This window comes from Mycobacterium innocens, from assembly GCF_900566055.1.
GTDB classification, from domain to species: Bacteria; Actinomycetota; Actinomycetes; order Mycobacteriales; family Mycobacteriaceae; genus Mycobacterium; species Mycobacterium innocens.
The window spans coordinates 1-24,436 of record NZ_UPHQ01000178.1 but is presented as its reverse complement, the minus strand read 5'-3'; the positions used below and the strand labels follow the sequence as shown (position 1 = coordinate 24,436).

Sequence of the window (24,436 nt, the reverse complement as noted above, 5' to 3'; positions counted from 1 at the left end):
CCATCAATTACCAGTTCGGCGATGTCGACGCCCACGGCGCCATGATTCGTGCCCAGGCGGCGTCGCTCGAGGCCGAGCACCAGGCCATCGTTCGCGATGTGCTGGCTGCCGGCGACTTCTGGGGCGGTGCCGGTTCGGTGGCCTGCCAGGAGTTCATCGCCCAGTTGGGTCGTAACTTCCAGGTGATCTACGAGCAGGCCAACGCCCACGGCCAGAAGGTCCAGGCCGCCGGCAGCAACATGGCACAGACCGACAGCGCCGTCGGCTCCAGCTGGGCCTGACTTCTGCCGGACTGAGAGGTTTGCGTTTCCGGCGGCGTATTGCAGCCGGAAACGCAAACCTCCACGGTTGATTGCGCATGCCTACGCACGGTAGTTGATACTTCGTGCGTAGGTGTGCGCACTTTTTTGTGCTGTGAGTCGCGGGTCCAGCCCTAGTCGAGGCCTAGAAGCACCTAAAATCGCCCGCCGCCACCCATGAACCCGCCGCCGGACGAGCTACCGGACGAGCTGGAAGAACCACCGAACGACGTCGGGCTCCAGCCGCCGAAACCACCCCGCAGGCCCCCACTGAGCAGGTTCCCGATGATGATGCCGCCGAGGATCGCTCCCGCATTGTCGCCGCCCTGCCGGGTGTAGGCGCGCTGAGCCGCCTGCACGTCGGCATTGGCCAGCGCCTGGGCGTTGGCCGCCAGGGTCGATGCCGCATTGGCGTGACCGATCGCTTCGGTAATGTTGGTCGAACGTTTGTCACGCGCGGCGTGCAGCTGACGTTTCGCTTCGGCCAGCCGGGTCCGTGCTTCGGGCCCGATACTGCCGCGACGAGTATCGATATAGTCCGACACCGCGCGCACCCGCGACTCCGCGGTGAACAATGCCTGCTCGAAGGAACGGTTGAGTCGCTCGGCGTTGGCCTGCTCCTGGGCCACAGTGGTCAAGAGCCGATCCAGATCCGCGCCGGCCTTGCTCAGCCGGGCAAAAGTGCCGAGCGGATCGGCGACACCGGCGCCGCGAGCGTCGCGGGAGTCTTCCAGGGCTTGTGCGGCCGCATCCCGCGCGGCGACGAGTTCGCGGGTGTGTGCCGAGGTGTCGTTCGGTGTCCTCTGCAGTTGCTCGTCGGCTTGCCTGATGCCCGCCGCCACATCAGCCAGGACCGACGGCAGCTCGGCGACGGCGTGCCGGATGTCGCTGGCTGCGCTATCCACCGCGTCGAGTAGCGAACGGGCTTGTCCCAGTGCGGATTCAGCGGCGCGAACGGCGTCCACCAGGCCGGACTGCCGGCCGCTCACGGCTTGAGTGGACAGCTCACGCGCCATGCCGATGTTGCGGTCGGCGAACGCCAGTCGTTCCTGGGCAGTGGTGACGTTGGCGGCGACGGAAGTCAGCGCCGTCTCGCCGAATTCGTGGTGCAAGTCGGCCAGCCGCTGCTGGCTGGGGGCAATGCGGGTGGTGAGTTCGACGTACTGCTGGGTCAGCATGTCCAGCCGGGACGGGGCATTGATCACCAAGTCGCGCAGCTGCTCGAAGGCCTCCGTCTGCGCCTCCAATTCGCGGTCGGCCGTGGCCGCCGACACGATGACCCGGGTCAAAAGCTCGCGCCGTTGCGCCGGTGTCTCGGGAGCGCTGTCGTCAAGCTGTTGGCGCACGCTGAACGCCTGGGCCAGAGCCGCTTTGGCGTTGTCCACGGCCCGGGTGAACGGCGCGGTCCGCTCTTGGCCGAACTCGTCGATCGCCAGCGCGAGCTCGTTGGAGCTGGTGCGCACCGCATTGTCGACAGCGACCACCATCGACCGGGACAAGTCGTCGAGGATGTCCAGCGGCACGGCGGCCAATGCCCGCTCATCAGTGGGGTCCACGCGTCGTGCCGCGGCCATCGCGTCAGCGCGGCGCCGGCGGGCCCGGTAGCGCATCGCCAGCAGCAGGATCACCACCGCGACGACGATGACGCCCAAAGCCACCAGCAATACCACCCGGCCCGACGAGCTGGGTGACTTGTTGAGTCCGTTGGCCGCCGCAACAGCGGCACCGGCCCAGTCGCCGCTGCGCAGTGCGGGTTCGATCTGATTCCGGCGAAGCTCTTCGACCTGACCGGCGCTGACACCTGGGACGGTGGACGGCACCAGGAAGACATAGGACCGGGCGACGGTGGCGACGGCCAGCAGGGCATCATAGCTCCCCAGCTCGCTGCTCCGGAAAGTGCTCTGTCCCCAATTCATCGCGCTCTGTCCGGAGAAGTTGTCAACATAGACCACCCACAGCCGGATATGACGATCGGCGTAGAGCTCGTTGATGGCCGAGGTGACTTCGGCGCGATCAGCACCACTCAGCACGCCGGCGTTGTCGGTCACATAGCCCGGTAGCCGAAACGGCGGTTGCGCGGCTGAGGGGGGTGCCAGCAGCAAGCCTCCGGCGAGGCCCACAGTGACGACCGTCAAAATCACGCCGAGCAGGCGAGCGATGCGCATAAGGCTAATCTAGCCCGGCAAAGAGGCCGGTCCGACGGAAGCGCGGCGCGGTTGCAGCCGCATTGCGGGATGGGGCCGCAACGACACCACCGGCAGCGACCTGCCTGGCAGACTGTCGGTCGGTGACCACGAATCAGCAAGACCCCTATGGGGACTTCGACCGCCAGCGGCGGGTAGCCGAAGCGCCGAAGTCGGCTGGTCTGCCGGGCACGGAAGGGCAGCACCGCACCGACTTCGCCCGGGACCGCGCCCGGGTGTTGCACAGCGCCGCGCTGCGCCGCCTCGCCGACAAGACCCAAGTCGTCGGGCCGCGGGAAGGCGACACCCCGCGCACCCGGCTGACTCATTCGCTGGAAGTGGCGCAGATCGGCCGGGGCATGGCGATCGGATTGGGTTGCGACCCGGATCTTGTCGAGCTGGCCGGTCTGGCCCACGATATCGGGCACCCGCCGTACGGGCACAACGGTGAGCGCGCACTCGACGACGTCGCGGCCTGCTGCGGCGGCTTCGAGGGCAACGCCCAAAACTTCCGCATCCTGACCAGCCTTGAGCCGAAAGTTCTTGATAGCCAGGGGCTCAGCGCGGGGCTGAACCTGACCCGCGCAGCATTGGACGCGGTCACCAAATACCCGTGGACGCGGGGTGACGGGCGCCGCAAGTTCGGCTTCTACAAGGAAGATCAGCAGCCGGCGGCCTGGGTGCGCACCGGCGCACCGGCTGATCGGCCATGCCTGGAAGCACAGGTGATGGACTGGGCCGACGATGTCGCGTATTCGGTGCACGATGTCGAGGACGGCGTCGTCTCCGAACGCATCGACTTGCGGGTGCTCGCCAACCACGACGACGCGGCCGCGCTGGCCAAGCTGGGCCAGAGCGAATTCCCCCGGGTCGGTGCCGACGAGTTGATGGCGGCCGCCCGCCGGCTGTCAGCGCTGCCGGTGGTCGCGGCGGTGGGCAAGTACGACGCCACGTTGGCGGCGTCGGTCGCGCTGAAGCGATTGACCAGCGAACTGGTGGGGCGGTTTGCTTCGGCGGCGATCGCCACCACCCGTGCCGTGGCCGGTTCCGGGCCGTTGACCCGTTACCAGGCCGACTTGCAGGTACCCGACCTGGTGCGGGCCGAGGTTGCGGTGCTGAAAATCCTGGCGCTGCAGTTCATCATGTCCGACCCACGGCATCTGGAAGCCCAGGCTCGCCAGCGGGAACGCATCCACCGGGTGGCGCAGTGGCTGTCCTCCGGTGCGCCGCGGACGCTCGACCCGGTCTTTGCCGCGGCGTACCACACCGCGGCCGACGACGTCGCGCGGATGCGGGTCATCGTCGATCAGATCGCCTCCTACACCGAGGGGCGGCTGGAACGGATCGACGCTGGTCAATTCCCGGGCCGGACCACGGTTTTACACTGAGCCCTAAGATGAGCGAATGTCGAGTCCGGCGGGGCGCTCCAGGATTTCCGACCGCGACATTGCGGCCATCCGCGACGGCGCCCGCATCGAGGACGTGGTCGGCGACTACGTCCAGCTGCGGCGCGCCGGGGCGGACTCGCTGCGCGGTCTGTGCCCGTTTCACAACGAGAAGTCGCCGTCGTTTCATGTGCGGCCCAACCACGGTCACTTCCACTGCTTCGGCTGCGGTGAAGGTGGCGACGTCTATGCATTCATCCAAAAGATCGAGCACGTCAGCTTCGTCGAGGCGGTCGAACTGCTGGCCGACCGGATCGGCTACACCATCAGCTACACCGGCGCGGCCACCAGCGTGCAGCGCGACCGGGGCAGTCGCAGCAGGCTCCTCGCGGCCAACGCGGCCGCGGCCGAGTTCTATGCGGCCACCCTGGAGTCCGACGAGGCCGCACCGGCCCGCCACTACCTGACCCAGCGCAACTTCGATGCCGAGGCGGCTCGCCGCTTCGGCTGCGGATTCGCGCCGTCGGGCTGGGACTCCCTGACGAAACATCTGCAGCGCAAGGGCTTTGAGTTCAAGGAGCTGGAAGCGGCGGGACTGTCCCGGCAGGGCCGGCACGGTCCCATGGACCGGTTTCATCGGCGGCTGCTGTGGCCCATCCGGTCGTCGGCCGGCGAGGTGATCGGTTTCGGGGCTCGGCGCCTGTTCGATGACGACCCGATGGAAGCCAAGTACGTCAATACTCCGGAGACGCTGCTGTACAAGAAGTCGTCGGTGATGTTCGGTATCGACCTGGCCAAACGTGACATAGCCAAGGGACATCAGGCGGTGGTCGTCGAGGGCTATACCGACGTGATGGCCATGCATCTGGCCGGGGTCACCACCGCGGTCGCGTCCTGCGGCACCGCATTCGGCGACGAGCACTTGGCCATGCTGCGCAGGCTGATGATGGACGACAGCTTCTTCCGCGGCGAGCTGATCTATGTTTTCGACGGCGATGCCGCCGGCCGCGCCGCCGCACTGAAGGCCCTCGACGGCGAACAGAACCTGGCGGGACAGTCTTTTGTGGCAGTAGCCCCGGACGGCATGGATCCTTGCGACCTGCGGCTGGCATCGGGGGATGCGGCCTTGCGGGACTTGGTGGCGCGACGAACCCCGTTGTTCGAGTTCGCAATTCGGTCCGCGCTCGCCGAGACGGACCTGAACAGCGCCGAGGGTAGGGTGGCCGCATTGCGTCGGTGTGTGCCGATGGTGGGCCAGATCAAAGACCCGATGCTGCGCGACGAGTACGCCCGGCAGTTGGCCGGCTGGGTCGGTTGGGATGACGTCGCCCAGGTCGTCGACCGGGTGCGCAGTCAGGCCAGAACCGTAAGAACTCCGGGTAGGGCTGGTCCCGGATCGCCCGGATCAAAGGCGCCCCGGCGGACGACGCAGCAGCCCCCTGATGCGCCTTCGGCCGAACCCGCGGCCACTCGTCCGGACCCGCGCGACCCGACGCTGTGGCCGCAACGTGAGGCGCTCAAATCGGCCCTGCAGTACCCGGCGCTGGCCGGACCGGTTTTCGACACCTTGACCGTCGAGAGCTTCACCCACCCCGGATACTGCGCCGTGCGTGCGGCCATCGATGCGGCGGGAGGGACATCGGCCGGGGTCACCGGGGCCCAGTGGATGGACATGGTGGCCCGGCAGACCACGTCGCCGTTGACCACCGGCCTGATCAACGAGTTGGCGGTAGAGGCGATTGCGGTCGACGACGACAAGCTGCCGCGCTATATCGGCGGAGTGCTGGCCCGCCTACAGGAGGTGTGGATGGGCCGGCAGATCGCCGAAGTCAAATCCAAGCTGCAGCGTATGTCGCCGATCGAACACGGGGACGAATATCACGCGCTGTTCGGCGATCTGGTGGCTATGGAGGCCTACCGGCGCAGCCTACTGGAGCAGGCCAGCGGCAACGACCTGACCGCGTGAGGGTGGTGCGGCGTCAGCGCGCTATTTCGCCTGGCGCTCGACAACCCGCTCCACCCGCTCGGCCCGCTCGATGATGGCCGTCTGCTCGTCGATCTCGGTCACCGTCACAAAGCCCGAGTCGGGGGAGATTCGATTGGCGATCTTGCGGCGGCCCCCCTCGATCATCGACCTGGCCGCGGGACTCCCGGTCAGCGCGCGGTAGGTGCGGGCGATCTGCTCATAGCGGCGCCGGCCGGCCTTCGCCCCCAACACGTACCCAATCCCCAACACGGCGACATACCCGATCAAAGCGGTCCCTCCGACTATCAGCGCGGTTCGTTCCATCCTGCCTCATCCGCCCGAGTGCGGGCGTGCCGATCCCGCGAGGTGGCTGCCCACCGACGGGGCTCGGCAGTCTGGCTGATCCCGCTAGTTGGCGCGGGTATGCCAGTACGCTAGAGTCGTCCCGCGATCCGCGACAACATTGGCGCGGACGCACCGGTCCCCTGTAGCTCAACTGGCAGAGCATTCGGCTGTTAACCGAAGGGTTGAAGGTTCGAGTCCTTCCGGGGGAGCCAGGTCTCAGGCATGCGGCGCTTTGGCCGCTGACGCTCGGCGGAACCGGGCGACGAGCGGGTAAAGCTGACAACCCAGGCAGACGCCGAAGGCGGCATTCAGGAAACAGGCGAATAGCGCGAACGAGGTCGCGACCACGCCCAGCACCGGGACCGCAACGGCAAAACCGACAATTCCGATAACCGTGAAAACAAGTCCGACCACCTGGGCGAACTTCAGCGGTGCCACCGGTTCCCGCTCGGTCACCGGTCCCAGCCGGGGCGCTACCAGCGTGGCGAACAGCAGGCCGTAGGGGCTGTTGCGCGGGCCGCGCAGCGCACTGATGGCGAAGACGATGGCCTGAGCAACCAGTATCACCGCCGCCGCCTTGGTGCTGAACACCGAGACGATCAAGGCCACGATGAGGACCGCTGTGGTGATCCACGCGGCAAATCGCGGACCGCGGACGTCAACTTGTCCGGGATTATTCGACATCAATTCCGCTCCTTTTGCGAAAGGTCTCAGGTGAGCTGGGCTGCAACGCTGCCCGCAGATCGGCCACCTTCGGCACACCCGCGGTGCGGTACAGCTGCCGCCCGTCCGCGTCGAAGATGAACGTGGTGGGTAGCGACAGCACGGCCATCCGTCGTGCGGCCGCCGGACTGGCGTCGATATCGATTTCGACGTGCGCCACCTCGGGCAAGCCGGCGCACACCTGGTCGACCACGCGGCGCACTGCGGCGCACGGACCGCACCAGGCGGCGCTGAAGTGCACGACGGTGGGACCCGTGTCGGACAAGCCGAGATCGGATGTGTCCTGATGAACCGCGGTCTCGGTTTCCCGCAGCAAGCCGGACCGTCGATTGACCGTCCAGCCGATCGCCGTCGCACCTGTCAACGCTGCGATGAGCGCCGCCGAGGCCATTGCGATCGAGCTCATCGGCTCGCCATGCTTTTCGTAGTCGTCATAGTCGTCATAGTCGGGTCTTCCTCAGATAGATCAGATGGAGAAATCTTCGCCATGCCATACACCGGCCTCGGGCGGCCGGATCACCCGTCCGGCCGGTGGGTGGTGGTCGGCTTTGGCCTCGAGCCTGGCCACCCGGGTGAGCAGCGACTGGAGGCTGACCCCCACCAAATCGGGCAACACCGAGTCGTCGCGTCTGGACGAACCGTTGCGGCTGATGACCTGCCCGGGGACGCCGACCACCACCGCCGCGGACGGAACCTCTTTGACCACAACGGAGTTGGCGCCGATCCGGCTGCCGTCGCCGATCTTGATCGGGCCGAGGATCTTGGCGCCGGCCCCGATGATCACCCGGTCACCGACCGTGGGGTGGCGCTTACCGATATCCGTTCCGGTGCCGCCGAGCGTGACGCCGTGGTAGAGCGTGACGTCGTCACCCACTTCGGCGGTTTCACCGATGACCACGCCGGTCGCGTGATCGATGAACAGGCCCGAGCCCAGGACGGCGCCGGGATGGATGTCGACACCGGTCAGGATGCGGGTGAGTTCCGCCAACGCCCGGGCGGCCAACCGTGCGCCGCACAGCCACAACCAGTGGCTGACCCGGTGGCCCCACACCGCGTGGACACCCGGATAGCAGAAAACGACCTCCAATGCGGTCGGCCGGGCCGGGTCGCGCTGCCTGGCCACCCGGATGTCACGCCGTATCTCTGCCAGCATGGCTAATCACTCAGATCCGCGAACAACGGCGTGCTCAGATAGCGCTCGCCAAAGTCGGGGAGCACGACGACCACGAGTTTGCCGGCGTTCTCCGGCCGACGGGCCACTTCCACCGCGGCCCACGCGGCCGCGCCCGAGGAGATGCCGACCAGCAGACCTTCCTCCTTGGCCAGCCGCCGGGCCAGGTCGAACGCGTCGTCGTTGGCCACGGTGATGACCTCGTCGACCAAGCCCATGTCGAGCACCGGCGGGACGAACCCGGCGCCGATGCCCTGGATCGGGTGTGGTCCCTTCCGGCCTCCGGACAGCACCGGCGACGCGGCCGGTTCCACGGCGACGAACTGCGCCGACGGCCTGCGTTCCTTGATGACCTGCGCGACACCGGTGATGGTGCCGCCGGTGCCGATGCCCGACACGAAGATGTCGACCTTGCCGTCGGTGTCCTTCCACACCTCCTCCGCAGTGGTCACGGCGTGGACCGCGGGGTTGGCCGGATTTTCGAATTGCTGTGGGATGAAGTAGCGCTTGTCGGTCTTGGCCAGTTCTTCGGCCTTGGCGATGGCGCCTGCCATGCCGTCGGCGCCGGGGGTGAGCACGAGTTCGGCGCCGTAAGCGCGCAGCAGCATGCGTCGCTCGATGCTCATGGTGTCGGGCATGGTGAGCACGCACTTGTAGCCGCGCGCGGCGGCCACCATCGCCAGCGCGATGCCGGTGTTCCCGCTGGTCGGCTCCAGGATGATGGTGTCCGGCTTGATCAGGCCCGCTTTCTCGGCGGCGTCGATCATGGCTACCCCGATGCGGTCCTTCACACTTCCGGCCGGATTGAACGATTCCAGCTTGGCCACCACGTCGGCCACTGCGCCGTCGGTGACCCGTCGCAGCCGGACCAGCGGCGTGCCCCCGATCAGTTGGGTGATGTTTTCGGCGATGGTCATTGGCGGTCTCCAGCGATGTCGGCGCCAGCCCCGGCGGCCTGCCAGTTGATGTCGAACTCGATTGTCAGGTGCACGGGTGTCGTCAGCGCAACCGGCGTGAGCCGTGGCGATGCACTCTCCGATGCCACTCCGGTCAGCACCCGTCCACCCAGGTGGTGGTGGGTGGTCGTGGCAGTCAGTGTCGTCGCCGTGGTGCCGGGTGCTCGGCGCAGGTAGAAGTCCGCACCGGGTTGAACGGTTCCGGTGACGGCACGCCCGTCGGCGTCGACCAGTTCGTGGCCGTCAGGCACGCTGAACGTCAACGGAATTCGGACCCGGAACGGCCCCACGAGTTCCGAGTCGACAGCGGCGGCGGTGTCGAGGAGGTGCGGTTCGCCGTTGTCCCTCAAGGCCGTGTACGCCCCCGCGAGCAGATAGTTGTAGAGGTGCACGACTCGGTCGGCGTTGCGATAGTGGCTGGAACCGGTCAGCCAGAAGTCGACGTGGTCAATCACCGGCGTGGTGTCGGAGGTGGCGACCAGCCGGTAGCAGCGGTAGCCGTGCGCGCCGTATCCGTGGCTGCTGGTCGACAAGGTGCTGCCGACGCCGAGGGTGCGCTGGTAGCGCCCTCGGCCGGCATCGGTGGTCAATTGGGATCCGGAGATGTCTTGCCAGACAATGCCATCCGTCGACTTCTGCAGCTTCACCGCCACGGGGGTGTCGGACGCTGTCCGCAGTGAATAGCCGCCCAGCTGTGGCCGCCCGTCGAATTCGAAGGTGAGCACCGGTCCCGGTCCGCGGCGCACCGCGACGGGGGCATTGAGCGGGCGGGTGTCCAGCGCCATGCCGTTGGTGAAGTACCAGATCGCCGCCTGCGTTGCGGCGATGGCTTCGGGTTCGCTGACGTTGGCCGGCCCCAGCGGATACCCGGCGGCGCGTAGCCGCCGGCTCAGCTCGGCGATCGGGCGCATCGGGAAGGAGTTGCGCAGGATCCAGTCCACCTCGGCTTCGCAGTCGCGGGTGCGCAGATGTGGCAGCGCGGACCAGGTGCCCAGGCGGTAGGGCGACGGCTGGTGTGGTGCGACGCCGGTGAAATCCAGCGAGTAGGCCTGCACGTTCGGGTTCAACCTGATCAGGTCGGTGCGGGCGGTGGTGCCGTCGGCGAACACGATCCGGTCGACGGTGTGTGAGTAGGTCCCGCCTCGGTAGCGGGTCATCCGGGTCACCTCGGTGGCCGGTCGTACCCGGATGCGCCGGCGGGTCGCCACCGGGGCCGGCGCGCGGTGCGGGATGGACAAGACAGTCATAGGGGCGGTTGCTCTTCCTGAAGACTTTGGGTCGCGCGCGTCATCAAGGCGTGAAGCGCCGCAGCGCGACGATTGCTGAACGGTCAGAAGACGTCAGGAATCAACAGCAACAACAACAGTCCGCCGCGATGCAGCGCGTAAGGACAAAGCGCAGCGGTACGGCCTGTTGCATGGCATCCACTATAAGGCATGCCGCATATCTGCTGTTCGGCTCAGCAAGGATGTTAACGCTTTGCCCGGCCAACCGCGTCGAATACGCTCAGCGCACGTCGGGGCGCGGCCGACGATGATTGCGCCCGACCTCCAGGCCCGGCGGCTGCGCAGGGATTGATCATGCACGGAAGGACAACGATGAGTTCGCCGCAAAACGAGTCTCAGGCACTGGGTGATCTTGCTGCCAGGCAGCTTGCCAACGCCACCAAGACCGTCCCGCAGCTGTCGACGATCACGCCCCGCTGGTTGCTGCATCTGCTCAGCTGGGTACCGGTGGAAGCGGGTATCTATCGGGTGAACCGGGTGATCAACCCCGAGCGGGTGGCGATCAAGGCCGAAGCGGGCGCCGGCACGGACGGGCCGCTGCCGGAGACCTACGTCGACTATGAGACCAGCCCGCGGGAGTACACGCTGCGAACCATCTCCACGCTGCTCGACATCCACACCCGGGTGTCCGACCTCTACTCCAGTCCGCACGACCAGATCGCGCAGCAGTTGCGGCTGACCATCGAAACCATCAAGGAGCGTCAGGAGTTCGAACTGGTCAACAGCCCCGAGTACGGCTTGCTTGCCCAGGCGACACCCGGGCAGACCATCCGGACGCTGGCCGGAGCGCCCACGCCGGACGACCTGGACGCGCTGATCACCAAGGTCTGGAAGACGCCCAGCTTTTTCCTGACCCATCCCCAGGGCATCGCGGCGTTCGGCCGTGAAGCCACCTACCGTGGCGTGCCGCCGCCAGTGGTGAGTCTGTTCGGCGCGCAGTTCGTCACCTGGCGCGGCATCCCGTTGATTCCCTCCGACAAGGTGCCGGTTGTCGACGGCAAGACCAAGTTCATCCTGGTGCGCACCGGCGAAGAACGCCAGGGCGTGGTGGGCCTGTTCCAGCCCGGGCTGGTGGGGGAGCAGGCGCCGGGACTGTCGGTGCGGTTCACCGGCATCAACCAATCGGCGATCGCGACCTACCTGGTGACTCTCTACACGTCCTTGGCCGTGCTCACCGACGATGCGCTTGCCGTGCTCGACGACGTGGCGGTGGACCAGTTCCATGAGTACAAGTGAGTACCCGCCGCCAGATGCCGCGGGTGAGGCGCCGATCAGCGCCGCGGAGCTGGCCGCATTGGCCGGTCAGCTCTACGCCGCCGGCATTCGGCCGGGCTTCGACAGCCCGCCGCAGGCGGCTCCGGTGGCCCCGCGCGGCAACATGCCCGACACGACGGCCGCAGCGGCGGCCGGCCGGGCAGCCGCCGGCGCGTTCGACGTGGTGCCGGCTGCGGTTCCGTCGGTCGGCGTAGCCGACATCTACCTTCCGGCGCCGACGTCACCGGAGCCCGAGGGGCCGCCGCAGACGGCACCGGTGGCCCCGCGCGGAAGCGTTCCGGATACGACGGCGGCGCCGGCGGCATCCACGGCTGCTGCCGGCGTGGCGGATCCCTACCTACCGGGTGCCGGCGGGCCGACGGCGTTCGCGGTACCGAGTTCGGGCATCGTGGCGCGACCGGAACGGGTGGCGCCGGGGGTGCTGGCCGGCGCGGTGCCCCACGTTCCGGTCGCTCCGCACGGCTCGATGCCGGTTCTGCGGCCCGAACGGCCGCGTGCGGCGCCGTCGGTCGGCGACCTCGGATGGTCCGACACGGTGCCGGCCCGCCGCAATACGCCGCTCGGTGACGAGCGCAACTACTCCTTCCTCACCCCGTTGCTCACCGACGCCGACTCGGTGCCTAAGCCGGCCGACGATCACCGGGCGATCGACGTCTTCGACGTCGAGGCCGTGCGTGCCGACTTTCCGATCCTTCGGGAGACGGTCAACGGCAAGCCGTTGATCTGGTTCGACAACGCGGCCACCACTCAAAAGCCGCAAGTGGTCATCGACCGGCTCGCGCACTTCTACGCCCATGAGAACTCCAACATCCACCGCGCCGCGCACGAGCTGGCGGCCCGGGCCACCGATGCCTACGAAGAGGCCCGCGACACCATCCGCCGATTCATCGGCGCCGCCCGCGACGAAGAGATCATCTTTGTCCGCGGCACCACCGAGGCCATCAATCTGGTGGCCCACGCATGGGGCGGAAAACATCTGCGCCCGGGTGACGAGATCGTCATCACCCACTTGGAGCACCACGCCAATATCGTTCCGTGGCAACTTATTTCGCAGCAGACCGGTGCCGTGCTGAAGGTGGCACCGGTTGATGAAGCCGGCAATCTGCTGCTGGCGGAGTTCGAGGCGCTGCTGGGTCCGAAGACCAAACTCGTTGCGGCAACTCATGTCTCGAATGCCTTGGGTACCGTGACACCGGTACACCAGATTGTCGCGCTCGGACACCGATACGGCGCCCGGGTGCTGATCGACGGTGCCCAGTCGATTCCGCACCTGCCGATCGACGTTGCCGAACTCGGAGCCGATTTCTTCGCGTTCTCCGGGCACAAGGTCTACGGTCCCACCGGAATCGGTGTGCTCTATGGGCGCGAGGACGCTCTCGCCGAGACACCGCCGTGGCAGGGGGGCGGCAACATGATCACCGACGTCACGATGGAGCGCTCGCTGTATCAGGGGCCGCCGAGCAAGTTCGAAGCCGGCACCGGCAACATCGCCGATGCGGTGGGTCTCGGGGAGGCGTTGCGTTACGTCGAGCGGGTGGGTGTCGAGCGCATCGCCGCCTACGAGCACGCGCTGCTGCGGTACGCGACCCCGCGGCTGGCCGATGTCCCCGGTGTTCGCCTGGTGGGCACCGCGACCGAGAAGGCCAGTGTGCTGTCGTTCGTGCTGGCCGGCCATGAGCCGCTGGAGGTCGGCAAGGCACTCAACGCCGAGGGCATCGCGGTGCGTGCCGGACATCACTGCGCCCAGCCGATTCTGCGTCGCTACGGCCTGGAGGCCACGGTTCGCCCGTCATTCGCCTTCTACAACACCTTCGACGAGGTCGACGTGTTCATCAGCGCGGTGCGCCGTATCGCCGAGGGCGGCACGAACGCCGGCTGAGCCGGATTACGTCCGCATTCAGTCGTAGACCGGCAGCCACATGGTCTCGACGATGGCTCGCGCGACGTCGTCATGGGCCTTGGTGGCTACGCCGTCGTCGACTGCGGCGTGATAGACGGCCTCGGCGACCGTCGCCGAAATCCCGCGGAGGTCCTGAACGTCGGGCAACAGCGAATCCCCGGTTTTAGTCGGATTAGCCCGGTGCGCAAGGGCTTTGGCTGCCGCGCGCAGCATGCCCTGGGTCAGCCGCCGGGCTCCGGCCACGACGGCGCCCAGGCCGATGCCCGGAAACACCAGCACGTTGTTGGCCTGGCCGATGGTGTAGGTGGTGCCGTCGTATTCGACGGGCGCGACCGGGGTACCGGTAGCAACCAGAGCCTTTCCGTTCGACCACGTCAGGACGTCGGCCGGCATGGCTTCCATCCGCGAGGTCGGATTGGACAGCGGGAAGATCATCGGGCGTTCGCACGATGCCGTCATCGCTTCGACGACCTCTTGGGTGAACGCGCCGGAGACCGTCGAGGAGCCGAGCAACACGGTCGGGGAGGCCAGCTTGATCGCGTCGGCCAGTCCGATCCGTGCCCCGGGCTGGATGCCCAGCTGGCTACGGTTTTTCGCGTACGGCAGCTGGAATTCCCGCAGACCCTCCATGTCGTCGAACAGCAGCCCCTGCTTGTCGATGGCCCAGATCTGCGACGTCGCCTGCTCGGCGGTGGCGCCGTCGGCCACCATGGCGTCCCGGATCTGGTCGGCGACACCCATGCCCGCGGTACCGGCCCCGAAGACGATCACCTTCTGGTCGCCGACCGGGACGCCGGTGACGTGCGATCCCCCGTCGATCGCGGCCACCACCACCGCGCCGGTGCCTTGCACGTCGTCGTTGAACACGCAGTACTGCGCGCCGTAGGTCTGCAGGATCATCCGCGCGTTGGCCGGCCCGAAGTCCTCGAAGTGCAGCATCGCCCGCGGAAACATCCGGTGGGCGGTCTCGATGTAGCGCTTGATGAACTCGTCGTATTCGGCGCCGCTGCGCCGGGCGTGTCGATTGCCTAGGTAGAACGGGTCCTGCAACAGCTGCTCGTTGTCGGTGCCGACGTCGAGCGACACCGCCAGGCAGCGGCGGGGATCGATGCCGCCACCGGCGGTGTAGAGCGCCAGTTTGCCCACCGCGATCTGGATGCCGCCGACGCCCCAGTCGCCGATGCCCAGGATGGCTTCGGCGTCGGTGCAGACGATCAGGTCGACGTCGTCGGGTCCGAGCCCCAGGGTTTCGAAGGCCGCCGCGATGTCGTCGGGTTCGTCGATGCTCAGGAACAGCCCGCGTTGCCCACGGTATTCATCCGAGAACCGTTGGATCGCTTCGCCGACCGTGGGCGTATACACCACCGGCATCAGTTGGGGCAGATGGTCGATCAGCACCTTGTAATAGAGCAGTTCGTGGCGGTAATGCAGCTGTTCGAGCAGCAGGTTGCGGCCCAGATCGGTGGCCAGGCTCTGCAATTGATGCCACACCCGGTCGGCCTGCTGGTCCAGGGTGAGCACCGCCGCCGGAAGGCGACCGACGAGGCCGAGCTGCCGGCGTTGCTCGCGGGTGAAGCCGACCCCGCGATTGAGACTGGGCGTGGACAGTGCTGCCGGAAACCGAGGCACGCGGGCATCGCTCATCACCATCTCCGTCCGTGACCTGACGCGTCAAGTCACGGTAACGCCGGGGGCCGGTACGCGCCTCGAAGGGTCCACCAAGAGCGAGTTCTGGTCAGTAGACGTCGCGGTGGTAGCGCTTGGCCGCGCTCAGCGACCGCACGTAGGCGGTGGCCGCTTCGGTATCGAGATGTCCGTGCTCGGCGGCGATGTCGCAGAGCGTGCGGTCGACATCTTTGGCCATCGGGTCGGCGTTGCCGCATACGTACAGTTGCGCTCCGTCCTGCAGCCATCGCCACAGCTGCGCTCCGCGCCGGCGCATCAGATGCTGCACGTAGACCTTCTCCCGCTGATCGCGCGAGAACGCAAGATCGAGCTGGGTGAGGAAGCCGTCGGCATGCATCGCCTGGATCTCCTCGCGATAGTAGAAGTCGGTGGCGGCGTGGCGTTCCCCGAAGAACAACCAGTTCGGTCCGGTGTGGCCGAGCGCGCGTCGCTCCTGCAGGAAGGCCCGGAAGGGCGCGACACCGGTTCCGGGACCGATCATGATCATCGGTGTGCGCGGATCACCGGGGGGCCGGAAGCTGCCGGATTTCTTTACATAGACCGCGATCTCGTCGCTGGGGGACCGGTCGGCCAGATAAGTCGAGCACACCCCGCGCCGCGGCACGCCCTGGAAGTTGTACCGCACCGGCGACACGGTCAGGTGCACTTCCCCCGGGTGCTGTTTGGGGCTGGACGATATCGAATACAGCCGCGGCTGAAGAGGTTTGAGTACGGCTAGCCACTCGTCGGCGGTTGCGGTGACCGGTGCCTGAGTCAGCAGGTCGACCGACTGCCGGCCCCACCACCAATCATCAAGGGCGGCTTTGTTTTCCGGGCGCATCAGGTCGGCGAGCTGGCCGGCAACGTCGCGGTCTGCGGTGCGCTGCTGGACGAAGCGCAGCAGGGCGGGACTGATGTGAGCGATTTCGAGCCGATCGGTCAACGCCGCACGCAGCGACATCGACCCGTGGTTGGCGACATCGACTTCGGTGTGGCCATTCAGTCCGGTCACCGTCAGCCATTCGTCGACCAGCCGGCTGTCGTTGCGGGGCCACACCCCCAGCGCGTCGCCGGCTTCGTAGCTGACCGCTTGTTCGGGCGCGTGAAAAACCAACTGCCGCACGTCTTTTCCTGAACGCGGCTTGCTGAGCATGGTGTTGCGGACCACGCTGGTGATCAGTGGGTTCTTTTTCGTGAACGCCGGTGGTGTTCGGGTCGCTGTCGGTGACGTGTGACGCGGTGTGACCGTGGTCGGCACCGAGCTGCGCAGCTCGTGCAGCACCCGGCTCAGCCAGCCGGCGGCGGGATCCTCGTAGTCGGGTTCGCAGTCGACGCGGTCGACGATGCGGGTTGCGCCCAACTCGGCAAGGCGCTGGTCCAGTGCGCGCCCGTGGCCGCAGAAATTGGCATAGTTGGAGTCTCCCAGCGCCAGGACGGCGTAGCGGATACCGGTCAGGCGCGGCGCGGTTTCAGCCGTCAGCGCGCGCCAGAAGGCTGCGCCGTTGTCCGGTGACTCGCCGTCCCCGGTGGTGCTGGTGATCAGCAGCAGCTGCTGAGCCGCCGGCAGCTGCGACACCGGGAACTCGTCCATGCCGTGCAACGCGACCGGCAGCTGCGCCGCACGCAGTTGCGCGGCGACGTCAGCGGCGAGTTCTTCCGCGGTCCCGGTTTGCGACGCCCACAACACCACGATCGGCGCGGTTGCCTCGGCGGGGTCTTCGGGGCGAGCATCGGCGGCGCGGGGGCGGGTGACCGGCACCGGTTGCGGCGTCTCGGCGCGCGCGAACATGCCCGCGAGCAAGCCCTCCAACCACAGCCGGGTGGGGGTATCGAAGGGAGCGCTCACCGGCACGGTGGGCACCCCGGCCATCCGCCGACCGGTTTCGGTGCGCAGCCCCGCCAGCAAACCGGCAAGGTAGGAGCGGGCGAACGGACCGAACTGCGGCATCGGCTCGTTCGCCACCCCGAGGAACTCGGCGAGCGCGTCGACGTGGGCCACACCGAGGTGCGGTGTGTCGGTGAGCAACGTCGGTTCCGGTCGATCGGCCGCGCCGGCGGTGGGTTCGTCTGCCGAATGTGGCTCGGCCGCGGGTTGGGCAACCTTCGTCAGGGTGACCGCACACACCTTGTATTCCGGTTGCCGCGATATCGGGTCGACGGCGTCGTTGGTGACCGCATTGATCGAGAGGTACTCGCCGAAGACGTCGTTCCAGTGGAACGGAGCAAAACAGTTGCCGGGCCGCACCCGGTCGGTGACCAGGGCGGGCAGCACCGCGCGGCCGCGGCGAGACGCTATCTCGACGTGGTCACCGTCGCGGACGTGCAGCCGCGCGGCGTCATCGGGGTGGATCTCGACCAGCGGGCCCGGGTTGAGTTTGTTGAGTTTGGCGACCTTGCCGGTCTTGGTCAGCGTGTGCCACTGGTGCGGCAGGCGTCCGGTGTTGAGCAGGAACGGGTAGTCACCGTCGGGCATCTCGTCGGGCAGCAGATGGGGGCGGGCGAAGAACACCGCACGTCCGCTGGCGGTCGGGAACGCCAACCGCGGCACCGTGCCGTCGTCGCGCACCAACCGTGTCTGGCTGACCCCGTCGTTGCGGTAGCGGATCGGGTTGCGGCCACTGCTGTCGGGTGGGCAGGGCCATTGCAACGGTGTCTCACGCAACCGGTCGTAGCTGATGCCCCGCAGGTCGTATCCGGTCGCCGGGTTCGAGAACCGCTTGATCTCTTCGAACACGTCCTCGGCGGATTGGTAGCTGAACGCTTCCGAATAGCCCATCTCGCAAGCGATCCGGGCGATGATCTGCCAGTCCGGCAGCGCCTGTCCGACCGGCTCGACGGCCTTCTGGAACAACGTCATGGTCCGCTCGGAATTGACCATCACCCCCTCGGACTCGGTCCACAGCGCGGCGGGCAGCAACACGGTTGCGTACTCGTTGGTCTCGGTCTCCGCGAACGCTTCCTGACTGATCACCAGTTCGGCCTTCTCCAGCCCGGCCAGTACCGTCTTCCGATTCGCCACGGTGGCAACGGGGTTGGTGCAGATGATCCAGCATGCCTTGATGTCGCCTGCGGCCATCCGGGAAAACATGTCCACCACACCGGCGCTGACCTCGGTGCGCAGCGACCCCTGCGGAATACCCCACTGCTGTTCCACGAATTCGCGGTCGGCGGCCGAGAGCACCGAGCGCTGTCCCGGCAGATCCGGTCCCAGGTAACCCATTTCGCGTCCGCCCATGGCATTGGGCTGCCCGGTGAGGGAGAAGGGGCCGTTGCCCGGCTTGCAGATCGCGCCGGTGGCCAGATGCAGGTTGCACAGCGCGTTGGTGTTCCAGGTGCCGTGGGTGCTCTGGTTGAGGCCCATCGTCCAGCAGCTCATCCAATTGGCGGCTTCGCCGATCCAGCGCGCTGCGGTGCGGATGTCTTGGACAGGGATGCCGGTGATTTCGCTGACCACCTCGGGTGCGAACTGCTCGAGAAAGCTCGGCATCACCTCCCAGCCCTCGGTGAACTCGGCGATGAAATGCGGGTCTGTCTGGCCGTTTTCGACGATCAGCTGCAGTAGGCCGTTGAGCAGCGCCAGGTCGGTGCCGGGGGCGATCTGCAGGAACAGGTCCGCCTTGTCCGCGGTCGCGGTGCGGCGTGGGTCGACGACGATCAATTTGGCACCGGCCTGGACGCGTTCCATCATCCGCAGGAACAGGATCGGGTGGCAGTCAGCCATATTGGCGCCGATGACGAGAAACACGTCGGCCTGGTCGAAATCCTGATACGAGCCGGGCGGTCCGTCTGCTCCCAACGACAGCTTGTAACCCGAACTGGCACCGGCCATGCACAGCCGCGAATTCGCCTCGATCTGGTTGGTGCCGATGAACCCCTTGGTCAGCTTGTTGGAAAGGTACTGGGCCTCGATGGACATCTGTCCGGACACGTACACCGCGACGGCATCCGGGCCGTGCTCGTCGATGATGGCGCGTAACCGCTTGGCGCAGTGGGTGATCGCATCGTCGATCGGAACCGGTTCGAGGGACTCCCCGCGGTAGTTGCGCAGGTATGCCGACTCCAGCCGTCCCGGTGCGGCGAGCAGGTCGGCGGTGGTGGCGCCCTTGGTGCACAACCGCCCAGAATTAGCCGGATGCGAGGTGCGGCCAATTGACTTGGCAATGTGGCGCTTTCCGGTTGCCGCATCCGTTGTGACCTGCAGCACAATGCCGCAGCCCACGCCGCAATAGGCGCACATAGTCTCCACGGCGTCCTTACCGGGCGCCATGAGTTCCCTGGCCACGCCTTACGTCCTTTCTGCGACCGCTGCTTACGCACCACTGCGCAACGGTGTATTCGTCAAATCCTGCGACAAGGATGTTTCGGTACGGGATGCCGGACGTTTCGGCCGTTTTACGGTTTCCTCGGAGCGGGTTAGCCGCGCCGGTGCGTTGCTGGAAATCGGCGAACACGTCTGCCGGGCCGTCAAGCCGAGCCGGTCATCCTCGGGTCGTCATCGACCGGTGATCTCGAGGTCAGATTACCCGCGAGTCTGCTGCGGCGACGCCCGTCTGGGCGGTGCAGCTGTAGTTTTGACGAAACTTGGGGAACATTGACAGTTTTCGCCAAGCTCCCGGCGTCCGTCCCGAACCGGATCTGCGCAGACCCCAAGAGGTTTGCCCACAGAGATTTACCTGGTACTGCACAGATTTCGCTAAGCTCGCGGGGTGCGTCGTCGGCCGGCTGTGATCCGTCTGTACCTGGGTGTGCTGCTCGGGATCGCCGGGATTGCCGGCGCTGCCGGTTGCGCAGGGAAATCGTCGACACCGCCGCCTCCGCCGCCGGATACCTGCAAGCAGTCCGATGGCCCGGCGGCCGACACGGTGCGACAGTCCATAGCCGCTGTTCCGATCGAGGTGCCAGGCTCCAGCTGGGTGGAAATCGCGCGGGGACACACCAGGAAATGCCGGCTGTACTGGGTGCAGATCATCCCTACCATCGCTTCCGAGTCGACTCCGCAACAATTGCTGTTCTTCGACCGCAACACCCCGTTGGGATCGCCGACCCCCGATCCGAAGCCCTACATAACGGTGCTGCCTCCCGGTGATGACACCGTGACGGTCCAGTACCGGTGGCGAGCCGGTGGTGACCCCGAATGCTGTCCCAGCGGGATGGGCACGGTTCGATTTCAGATCGGACTCGACGGCAAGCTGAAAGCACTGGGCCCGATACCGCACTCGTAGCGACCTGTGGCGACCAGTGACATTGGCCCACAGTCGGTTACGGTGGCGTAGCCAACCGGTCGCGGTGAGCGCCTACAGGACTTGTTCAGCTGTTCTTCAGCAGATTCAGGCTGCCCACAACGTGCCGCGCGACTGCAAGTTTGGCACTCTGGGAGTTCGTGGTTGTTTCCCGGCGGGAAGCAACGTGGCCGGGGCTAAGGAGAGTGATGGAACAGCAGATGCTGCTGCAACGCGAGGAGCCACGGAGCAATTCCGGCCACGCTCAGCACAATTCGGACACTTCAGCAAGGCGCAGGAGTAGCTCGCGGGATATTTCGCATTGGGACGCCGAGGATGTCGCGGCATGGGAAGCCGGCAACAAGGTCATCGCCCGGCGCAATCTGTTCTGGTCGGTGGTCACCGTGCATCTGGGCTACTCCGTGTGGACGCTGTGGCCGGTGCTGGTGTTGTTCATGCCCCAGAGCGTCTACGGTTTCTCCGCCGGCGACAAATTCATGCTCGACACCGTCGCAACCCTGGTGGGGGCGTGCACGCGGCTGCCCTACTCGCTGGCCACGACGATCTTCGGCGGTCGCAACTGGGCGATTTTCTCGGTGACCGCGCTGCTGGTCCCCACCATCGGCACGTTGGTGTTGTTGACTCATCCGGGGTTGCCGTTGTGGCCGTATCTGGTGTGCGCGGCGCTGACCGGGCTGGGCGGCGGTAATTTCGCGGCGTCGATGAGCAACGCCAACGCGTTCTACCCGCATCGGCTGAAAGGCTCGGCGCTCGGCATTGCCGGCGGCGTGGGAAATCTCGGGGTGCCGACCATCCAGTTGGTCGGGCTGCTGATCATCGCCGTGTTCGGGGACGGAAAGCCGTACCTGGTGTGTGGGCTCTACGCGGTGCTGCTGGTCGGCGGGGCCATCGGCGTGACGCTGTTCATGAACAACGTCGAGCAACACCGCGTGAAAGCCAACCGACTGCGCCCGATCATCTCCGCGGTCCTGTCCATTCGCGACACCTGGCTGCTGGCACTGCTCTACCTGGGCACCTTCGGCTCGTTCATCGGGTTTTCGTTCGCATTCGGGCAGGTGCTGCAGACCAACTTCGTGGCTGCCGGTCAAAGCACCGCGCAGGCCGCGTTGCATGCCGCCGAACTGGCGTTCCTGGGACCGCTGCTGGCGGCAGTGGCCCGGGTCTACGGCGGGCGGCTGGCCGACCGGCTCGGCGGCAGCCGTCTGACCCTGGTGGTCTTTGTCGCCATGACGCTGGTTGCCGGTCTGCTGATCGGCGCCGGCAGCCTGGAAGACCGGCACAGCGGCCCCATGCGGGGAGCCAGCATGGCCGGTTACTTCGTCTGCTTCATCGCGTTGTTCATCCTGTCCGGGTTGGGCAACGGGTCCGTCTACAAGATGATCCCGACGATTTTCGAGGCATGCAGCCGCGAGCTGCATCTCGGCTCGGATCTCAGCGAAGCCGAGCGCCGGGACTGGTCGAGGCTGATCTCCGGGGTGGCCATCGGGCTGGTGGCGTCCTTGGGTGCGTTCGGAGGGGCCGGAATCAACCTGGCGCTGCGCGAGTCCTACGTGGCCACCGGCGCCGCGACCGACGCGTTCTGGATCTTCATGGTGTTCTACGCCGGTGCGGCCGCCCTGACCTGGAAGGTCTACGTTCGCCGGCCGGTCGGATACCTTCCGGCTCTGCAGCCGGCCGCCGTCGAGCTCGTGGCGCAGCCGGCCGCCGTCGAGCTGGTGGGTCGCTGAGCTCAGTCGGGCAGGTTCTCCGGGTGCAACATCTCGGCGTAGCGCAACGGTTCGGGGATCCCGAAGCCGTCCACCAACGTCTTGGCGTGGGGCCGTAGCACTCGGCACCGGTCGTTGATGCCGCGGGTAACCGCCTTGGCTCGTTCCGTCGACAGGAACCGGTGCTCGATGTACCAGGCCTTGTCGTCCTCGATCACCGACAAGGCGTACAAATCGCACACCGCCTCGAGCACTTCGCGGGCCTCGCGGTCCGGGCAGGATTCGATCCCGGCGACGAACGCCTCCAGCACCACCCGGTCGATGTGCGCCTGCGCGGCATGCAGCACGTGATCCTGGACCGCGTTGAAGGCGTCGAACGCCGACATCTCGTTGGATTTGCTTTGCAGCCGGCGCGCCACCGAGGACAGCAGATACTCCTCGCGGTCCTCGAACATCTTGACCTGGGTGCCGCGGTTGAACAGGCTGCCCTCTTCCTCGTTGTCCTGGCGGGCGTCCACGACCGTCTGAATGATGGTCTCGGCCGCGGTGCGTTTCAGCACCCGCTGACCCACGGTGTTGGCGGCGAAGCGCACCCATTCCACCGGGCTCATGCTGCGGATGTCGTCGGCGTAGGCGGTCAGCAGCTCCTTGGCCACCAGCTGGGTCAGCACGTGGTTGTCACCCTCGAACGTGGTGAACACGTCGGTGTCCGCGCGCAGTGCGATCAGCCGGTTCTCGGCCATGTAACCGGCTCCGCCGCAGGCCTCCCGGGCCTCCTGAATGGCGCGGCTGGCGTGCCAGGTGTTGGCGGCCTTCAGCCCGGCGGCCCGGGCTTCCAGCTCACGCTGCTCCTCGGCGTCCGGGTCGTCTGCCGTTTGCAGGTCATGGCACCTGGACACCAGCTCGTTCTGGGCGAACTGCAGCGCATACGACCGCGCGATCAGTGGGAACAACCGCCGCTGGTGGACCAGGTAGTCCATGATCAGAAATTCGCTGTCGTCGTCGTCGGGTGCGCTGAATTGCCTGCGCTGCAACGCATACCGGGTGGCAATGTCCAACGCGACGCGTGCGGCCGCTGCCGCGCTGCCGCCGACCGTCACCCGGCCGCGGATCAGCGTGCCGATCATGGTGAAGAAGCGGCGGCTGGCGTTTTCGATCGGCGAGCTGTAGGTGCCGTCGGGTGCGACGTCGCCGTACTTGTTCAGCAGATTCACCCGCGGAATACGGACGTGGTCGAACATGATGCGGCCGTTGTCGACGCCGGGCAGGCCACCTTTGTAGAGGCAGTCCGACGTCGTCACACCCGGCAGGTCGTTGCCCTCGTCGTCGCGGATCGGGACCAGGAAGCAGTGCACCCCGTGGTTGACCTGCTCGCCGTTTCCGGTGGTGATCAGCTGCGCGAAAACCGCTGCCAGGCGCGCGGTTTCGGCCGCCCCGCCGATGTAGTCCTTGCGCGCCGTCGGGGTGGGGGAGTCGATGACGAACTCTTCGGTCTCGGCGTCGTAGGTGGCGGTGGTCTCCAGCGACTGCACGTCGCTGCCGTGCCCGGTCTCGGTCATCGCGAAGCAGCCGCGGATGTCGAGGTTGATGATCTTGGGGACGTACTCCTCGTGATGGCGCTGGGTGCCCAGGTTCTCGACGGCACCGCCGAACAGGCCCCACTGCACTCCGGCCTTGACCATCAGGGACAGATCCGACATGGCCAGCATCTCGATCATCGTGATCGCCGCGCCCACGTTGCCGGTGCCGCCATGCTCCTTGCGGAAGCTGTCTTCGGCGGCGCCCGCGGCGGCCAACAACTGCATCTGCTCGGCCACTTTGGCGCGGGCGATGACGGTGTTGGGTGTGTAGTGCGGGCGGAAGACCTCCAGGTTCAGCTTCTTGCGCATGTCGTTCTTCACGTCGCGGAAGCGCCCGTCGAGGGCGTTGCGCAGATGTTGGGCAGTGTCGGCAGTGTTGGTCATGTCCGGCGCCATACCCGAACCGTAACGCCGTCAACCACGGTGTGGGCAAGAGACGGTATCGGTGTGCGAATACGGAAGGCACATATGTCGTTTCGCCCCGGTGGGTTTAGACCGAAGTTAATCCGGGTTTTGGCGGGGATCTGGGGTGTGAGCTGCGGTTCAGTCTGTTGACCCGCAAGAAATGTAGACAAAATAGAGTGTGTCGTTCACGGGATTTCTTCGTCGGGATGGCTAGGATTACCTATTATGTCACGCCGTAACGAGAAGGTGCACGTAGCCAAAGTGCGCAGGGCTCACGTGACCGGCTCCGGTGAGAAGCGTTGCTACGAATCGGTGTATCTGCGCCGTACGTTCCGCCAAGGCGGCAAGGTG

General features: G+C 66.6%; 17 protein-coding genes and 1 tRNA gene. 8 read left to right on the top strand and 10 right to left on the bottom strand.

What is annotated here, in order from left to right; translation table 11 throughout:
• The first annotated feature begins 2 nt into the window (after positions 1 to 2).
• On the top strand, positions 3 to 281 hold the full coding sequence (locus EET03_RS17695) for a WXG100 family type VII secretion target (protein WP_244232423.1): 279 nt from the start codon (positions 3 to 5) through the stop codon (positions 279 to 281).
• Between the two features lie 173 nt (positions 282 to 454).
• Here EET03_RS17695 and EET03_RS17690 read toward each other — a convergent pair whose 3' ends face one another.
• Positions 455 to 2,464 carry a TPM domain-containing protein gene (locus EET03_RS17690; RefSeq protein WP_075544671.1) on the bottom strand — a complete coding sequence of 670 codons (2,010 nt, stop codon included), beginning with the start codon at positions 2,462 to 2,464 and terminating at the stop codon, positions 455 to 457.
• A 122-nt stretch (positions 2,465 to 2,586) separates the two neighbouring features.
• Between EET03_RS17690 and EET03_RS17685 the strand changes: the two genes are divergently transcribed.
• Both EET03_RS17685 and dnaG read left to right on the top strand, forming a co-directional pair.
• Entirely contained in the window at positions 2,587 to 3,870 is a 1,284-nt protein-coding gene (locus EET03_RS17685) for a deoxyguanosinetriphosphate triphosphohydrolase (protein ID WP_075544670.1), read from the top strand.
• Between the two features lie 16 nt (positions 3,871 to 3,886).
• Positions 3,887 to 5,833, top strand: coding sequence for a DNA primase (gene dnaG / locus EET03_RS17680; protein ID WP_075544669.1), 1,947 nt, complete (start codon positions 3,887 to 3,889; stop codon positions 5,831 to 5,833).
• A 21-nt stretch (positions 5,834 to 5,854) separates the two neighbouring features.
• Here the strand turns inward: dnaG and EET03_RS17675 are convergent, their stop codons facing one another.
• Positions 5,855 to 6,121 (bottom strand): hypothetical protein, encoded by a 267-nt coding sequence (locus tag EET03_RS17675; protein WP_075544674.1) that lies wholly within the window; start codon positions 6,119 to 6,121, stop codon positions 5,855 to 5,857.
• Between the two features lie 193 nt (positions 6,122 to 6,314).
• Between EET03_RS17675 and EET03_RS17670 the strand changes: the two genes are divergently transcribed.
• Positions 6,315 to 6,390 (top strand) — tRNA-Asn (locus EET03_RS17670).
• 4 nt (positions 6,391 to 6,394) lie between these two features.
• Here EET03_RS17670 and EET03_RS17665 read toward each other — a convergent pair.
• From EET03_RS17665 to EET03_RS17645, 5 genes are read right to left on the bottom strand one after another with little or no spacing between them, the layout of a single operon-like run.
• Positions 6,395 to 6,862 (bottom strand): DUF4395 domain-containing protein, encoded by a 468-nt coding sequence (locus EET03_RS17665; protein WP_075544668.1) that lies wholly within the window; start codon positions 6,860 to 6,862, stop codon positions 6,395 to 6,397.
• Positions 6,852 to 7,307 (bottom strand): thioredoxin family protein, encoded by a 456-nt coding sequence (locus tag EET03_RS17660; RefSeq protein ID WP_075544667.1) that lies wholly within the window; start codon positions 7,305 to 7,307, stop codon positions 6,852 to 6,854. The genes EET03_RS17665 and EET03_RS17660 overlap by 11 nt, the downstream gene beginning before the upstream one ends.
• Before the next feature lie 60 nt (positions 7,308 to 7,367).
• Positions 7,368 to 8,054, bottom strand: coding sequence for a serine O-acetyltransferase (gene cysE, locus EET03_RS17655; protein WP_075544666.1), 687 nt, complete (start codon positions 8,052 to 8,054; stop codon positions 7,368 to 7,370).
• 2 nt (positions 8,055 to 8,056) lie between these two features.
• Entirely contained in the window at positions 8,057 to 8,989 is a 933-nt protein-coding gene (cysK, locus tag EET03_RS17650) for a cysteine synthase A (protein WP_075544665.1), read from the bottom strand.
• Positions 8,986 to 10,275, bottom strand: a complete 1,290-nt coding sequence (locus tag EET03_RS17645; RefSeq protein WP_075544664.1) for a TQXA domain-containing protein — start codon at positions 10,273 to 10,275, stop codon at positions 8,986 to 8,988. The genes cysK and EET03_RS17645 overlap by 4 nt, the downstream gene beginning before the upstream one ends.
• 351 nt (positions 10,276 to 10,626) lie before the next feature.
• On the opposite strand from EET03_RS17645, the gene EET03_RS17640 reads away from it, so the two are divergent.
• Complete coding sequence (locus EET03_RS17640; RefSeq protein ID WP_075544663.1) at positions 10,627 to 11,550, top strand: family 2A encapsulin nanocompartment shell protein; 924 nt, start codon at positions 10,627 to 10,629, stop codon at positions 11,548 to 11,550.
• Entirely contained in the window at positions 11,537 to 13,468 is a 1,932-nt protein-coding gene (locus tag EET03_RS17635; RefSeq protein ID WP_075544662.1) for a family 2A encapsulin nanocompartment cargo protein cysteine desulfurase, read from the top strand. The genes EET03_RS17640 and EET03_RS17635 overlap by 14 nt, the downstream gene beginning before the upstream one ends.
• A gap of 18 nt (positions 13,469 to 13,486) precedes the next feature.
• Here EET03_RS17635 and EET03_RS17630 read toward each other — a convergent pair whose 3' ends face one another.
• A complete protein-coding gene (locus EET03_RS17630; RefSeq protein ID WP_075544673.1) occupies positions 13,487 to 15,133 on the bottom strand; it encodes an NAD-dependent malic enzyme in 1,647 nt (548 codons plus the stop codon).
• 91 nt (positions 15,134 to 15,224) lie between these two features.
• Positions 15,225 to 19,421 (bottom strand): bifunctional nitrate reductase/sulfite reductase flavoprotein subunit alpha, encoded by a 4,197-nt coding sequence (locus tag EET03_RS17625; RefSeq protein WP_075544661.1) that lies wholly within the window; start codon positions 19,419 to 19,421, stop codon positions 15,225 to 15,227.
• A gap of 457 nt (positions 19,422 to 19,878) precedes the next feature.
• Between EET03_RS17625 and EET03_RS17620 the strand changes: the two genes are divergently transcribed.
• Entirely contained in the window at positions 19,879 to 20,376 is a 498-nt protein-coding gene (locus tag EET03_RS17620) for an LppP/LprE family lipoprotein (RefSeq protein WP_075544660.1), read from the top strand.
• A 206-nt stretch (positions 20,377 to 20,582) separates the two neighbouring features.
• Positions 20,583 to 22,121, top strand: a complete 1,539-nt coding sequence (locus EET03_RS17615) for a nitrate/nitrite transporter (RefSeq protein WP_075544659.1) — start codon at positions 20,583 to 20,585, stop codon at positions 22,119 to 22,121.
• 2 nt (positions 22,122 to 22,123) lie between these two features.
• On the opposite strand, the gene EET03_RS17610 is transcribed toward EET03_RS17615, so the two are convergent.
• Complete coding sequence (locus tag EET03_RS17610; RefSeq protein ID WP_075544658.1) at positions 22,124 to 24,076, bottom strand: acyl-CoA dehydrogenase family protein; 1,953 nt, start codon at positions 24,074 to 24,076, stop codon at positions 22,124 to 22,126.
• Positions 24,077 to 24,436: the final 360 nt, after the last annotated feature.

Excerpts from the sequence above, each read along its gene's own strand:
- EET03_RS17690 (WP_075544671.1), bottom strand. The coding sequence starts at position 2,464 with ATGCGCATCGCTCGCCTGCTCGGCGTGATTTTGACGGTCGTCACTGTG.
- dnaG (WP_075544669.1), top strand. The coding sequence starts at position 3,887 with ATGTCGAGTCCGGCGGGGCGCTCCAGGATTTCCGACCGCGACATTGCG.
- EET03_RS17665 (WP_075544668.1), bottom strand. The coding sequence starts at position 6,862 with ATGTCGAATAATCCCGGACAAGTTGACGTCCGCGGTCCGCGATTTGCC.
- EET03_RS17660 (WP_075544667.1), bottom strand. The coding sequence starts at position 7,307 with ATGAGCTCGATCGCAATGGCCTCGGCGGCGCTCATCGCAGCGTTGACA.
- cysE (WP_075544666.1), bottom strand. The coding sequence starts at position 8,054 with ATGCTGGCAGAGATACGGCGTGACATCCGGGTGGCCAGGCAGCGCGAC.
- cysK (WP_075544665.1), bottom strand. The coding sequence starts at position 8,989 with ATGACCATCGCCGAAAACATCACCCAACTGATCGGGGGCACGCCGCTG.
- EET03_RS17645 (WP_075544664.1), bottom strand. The coding sequence starts at position 10,275 with ATGACTGTCTTGTCCATCCCGCACCGCGCGCCGGCCCCGGTGGCGACC.
- EET03_RS17640 (WP_075544663.1), top strand. The coding sequence starts at position 10,627 with ATGAGTTCGCCGCAAAACGAGTCTCAGGCACTGGGTGATCTTGCTGCC.
- EET03_RS17635 (WP_075544662.1), top strand. The coding sequence starts at position 11,537 with ATGAGTACAAGTGAGTACCCGCCGCCAGATGCCGCGGGTGAGGCGCCG.
- EET03_RS17630 (WP_075544673.1), bottom strand. The coding sequence starts at position 15,133 with ATGAGCGATGCCCGCGTGCCTCGGTTTCCGGCAGCACTGTCCACGCCC.
- EET03_RS17625 (WP_075544661.1), bottom strand. The coding sequence starts at position 19,421 with ATGGCGCCCGGTAAGGACGCCGTGGAGACTATGTGCGCCTATTGCGGC.
- EET03_RS17615 (WP_075544659.1), top strand. The coding sequence starts at position 20,583 with ATGGAACAGCAGATGCTGCTGCAACGCGAGGAGCCACGGAGCAATTCC.
- EET03_RS17610 (WP_075544658.1), bottom strand. The coding sequence starts at position 24,076 with ATGGCGCCGGACATGACCAACACTGCCGACACTGCCCAACATCTGCGC.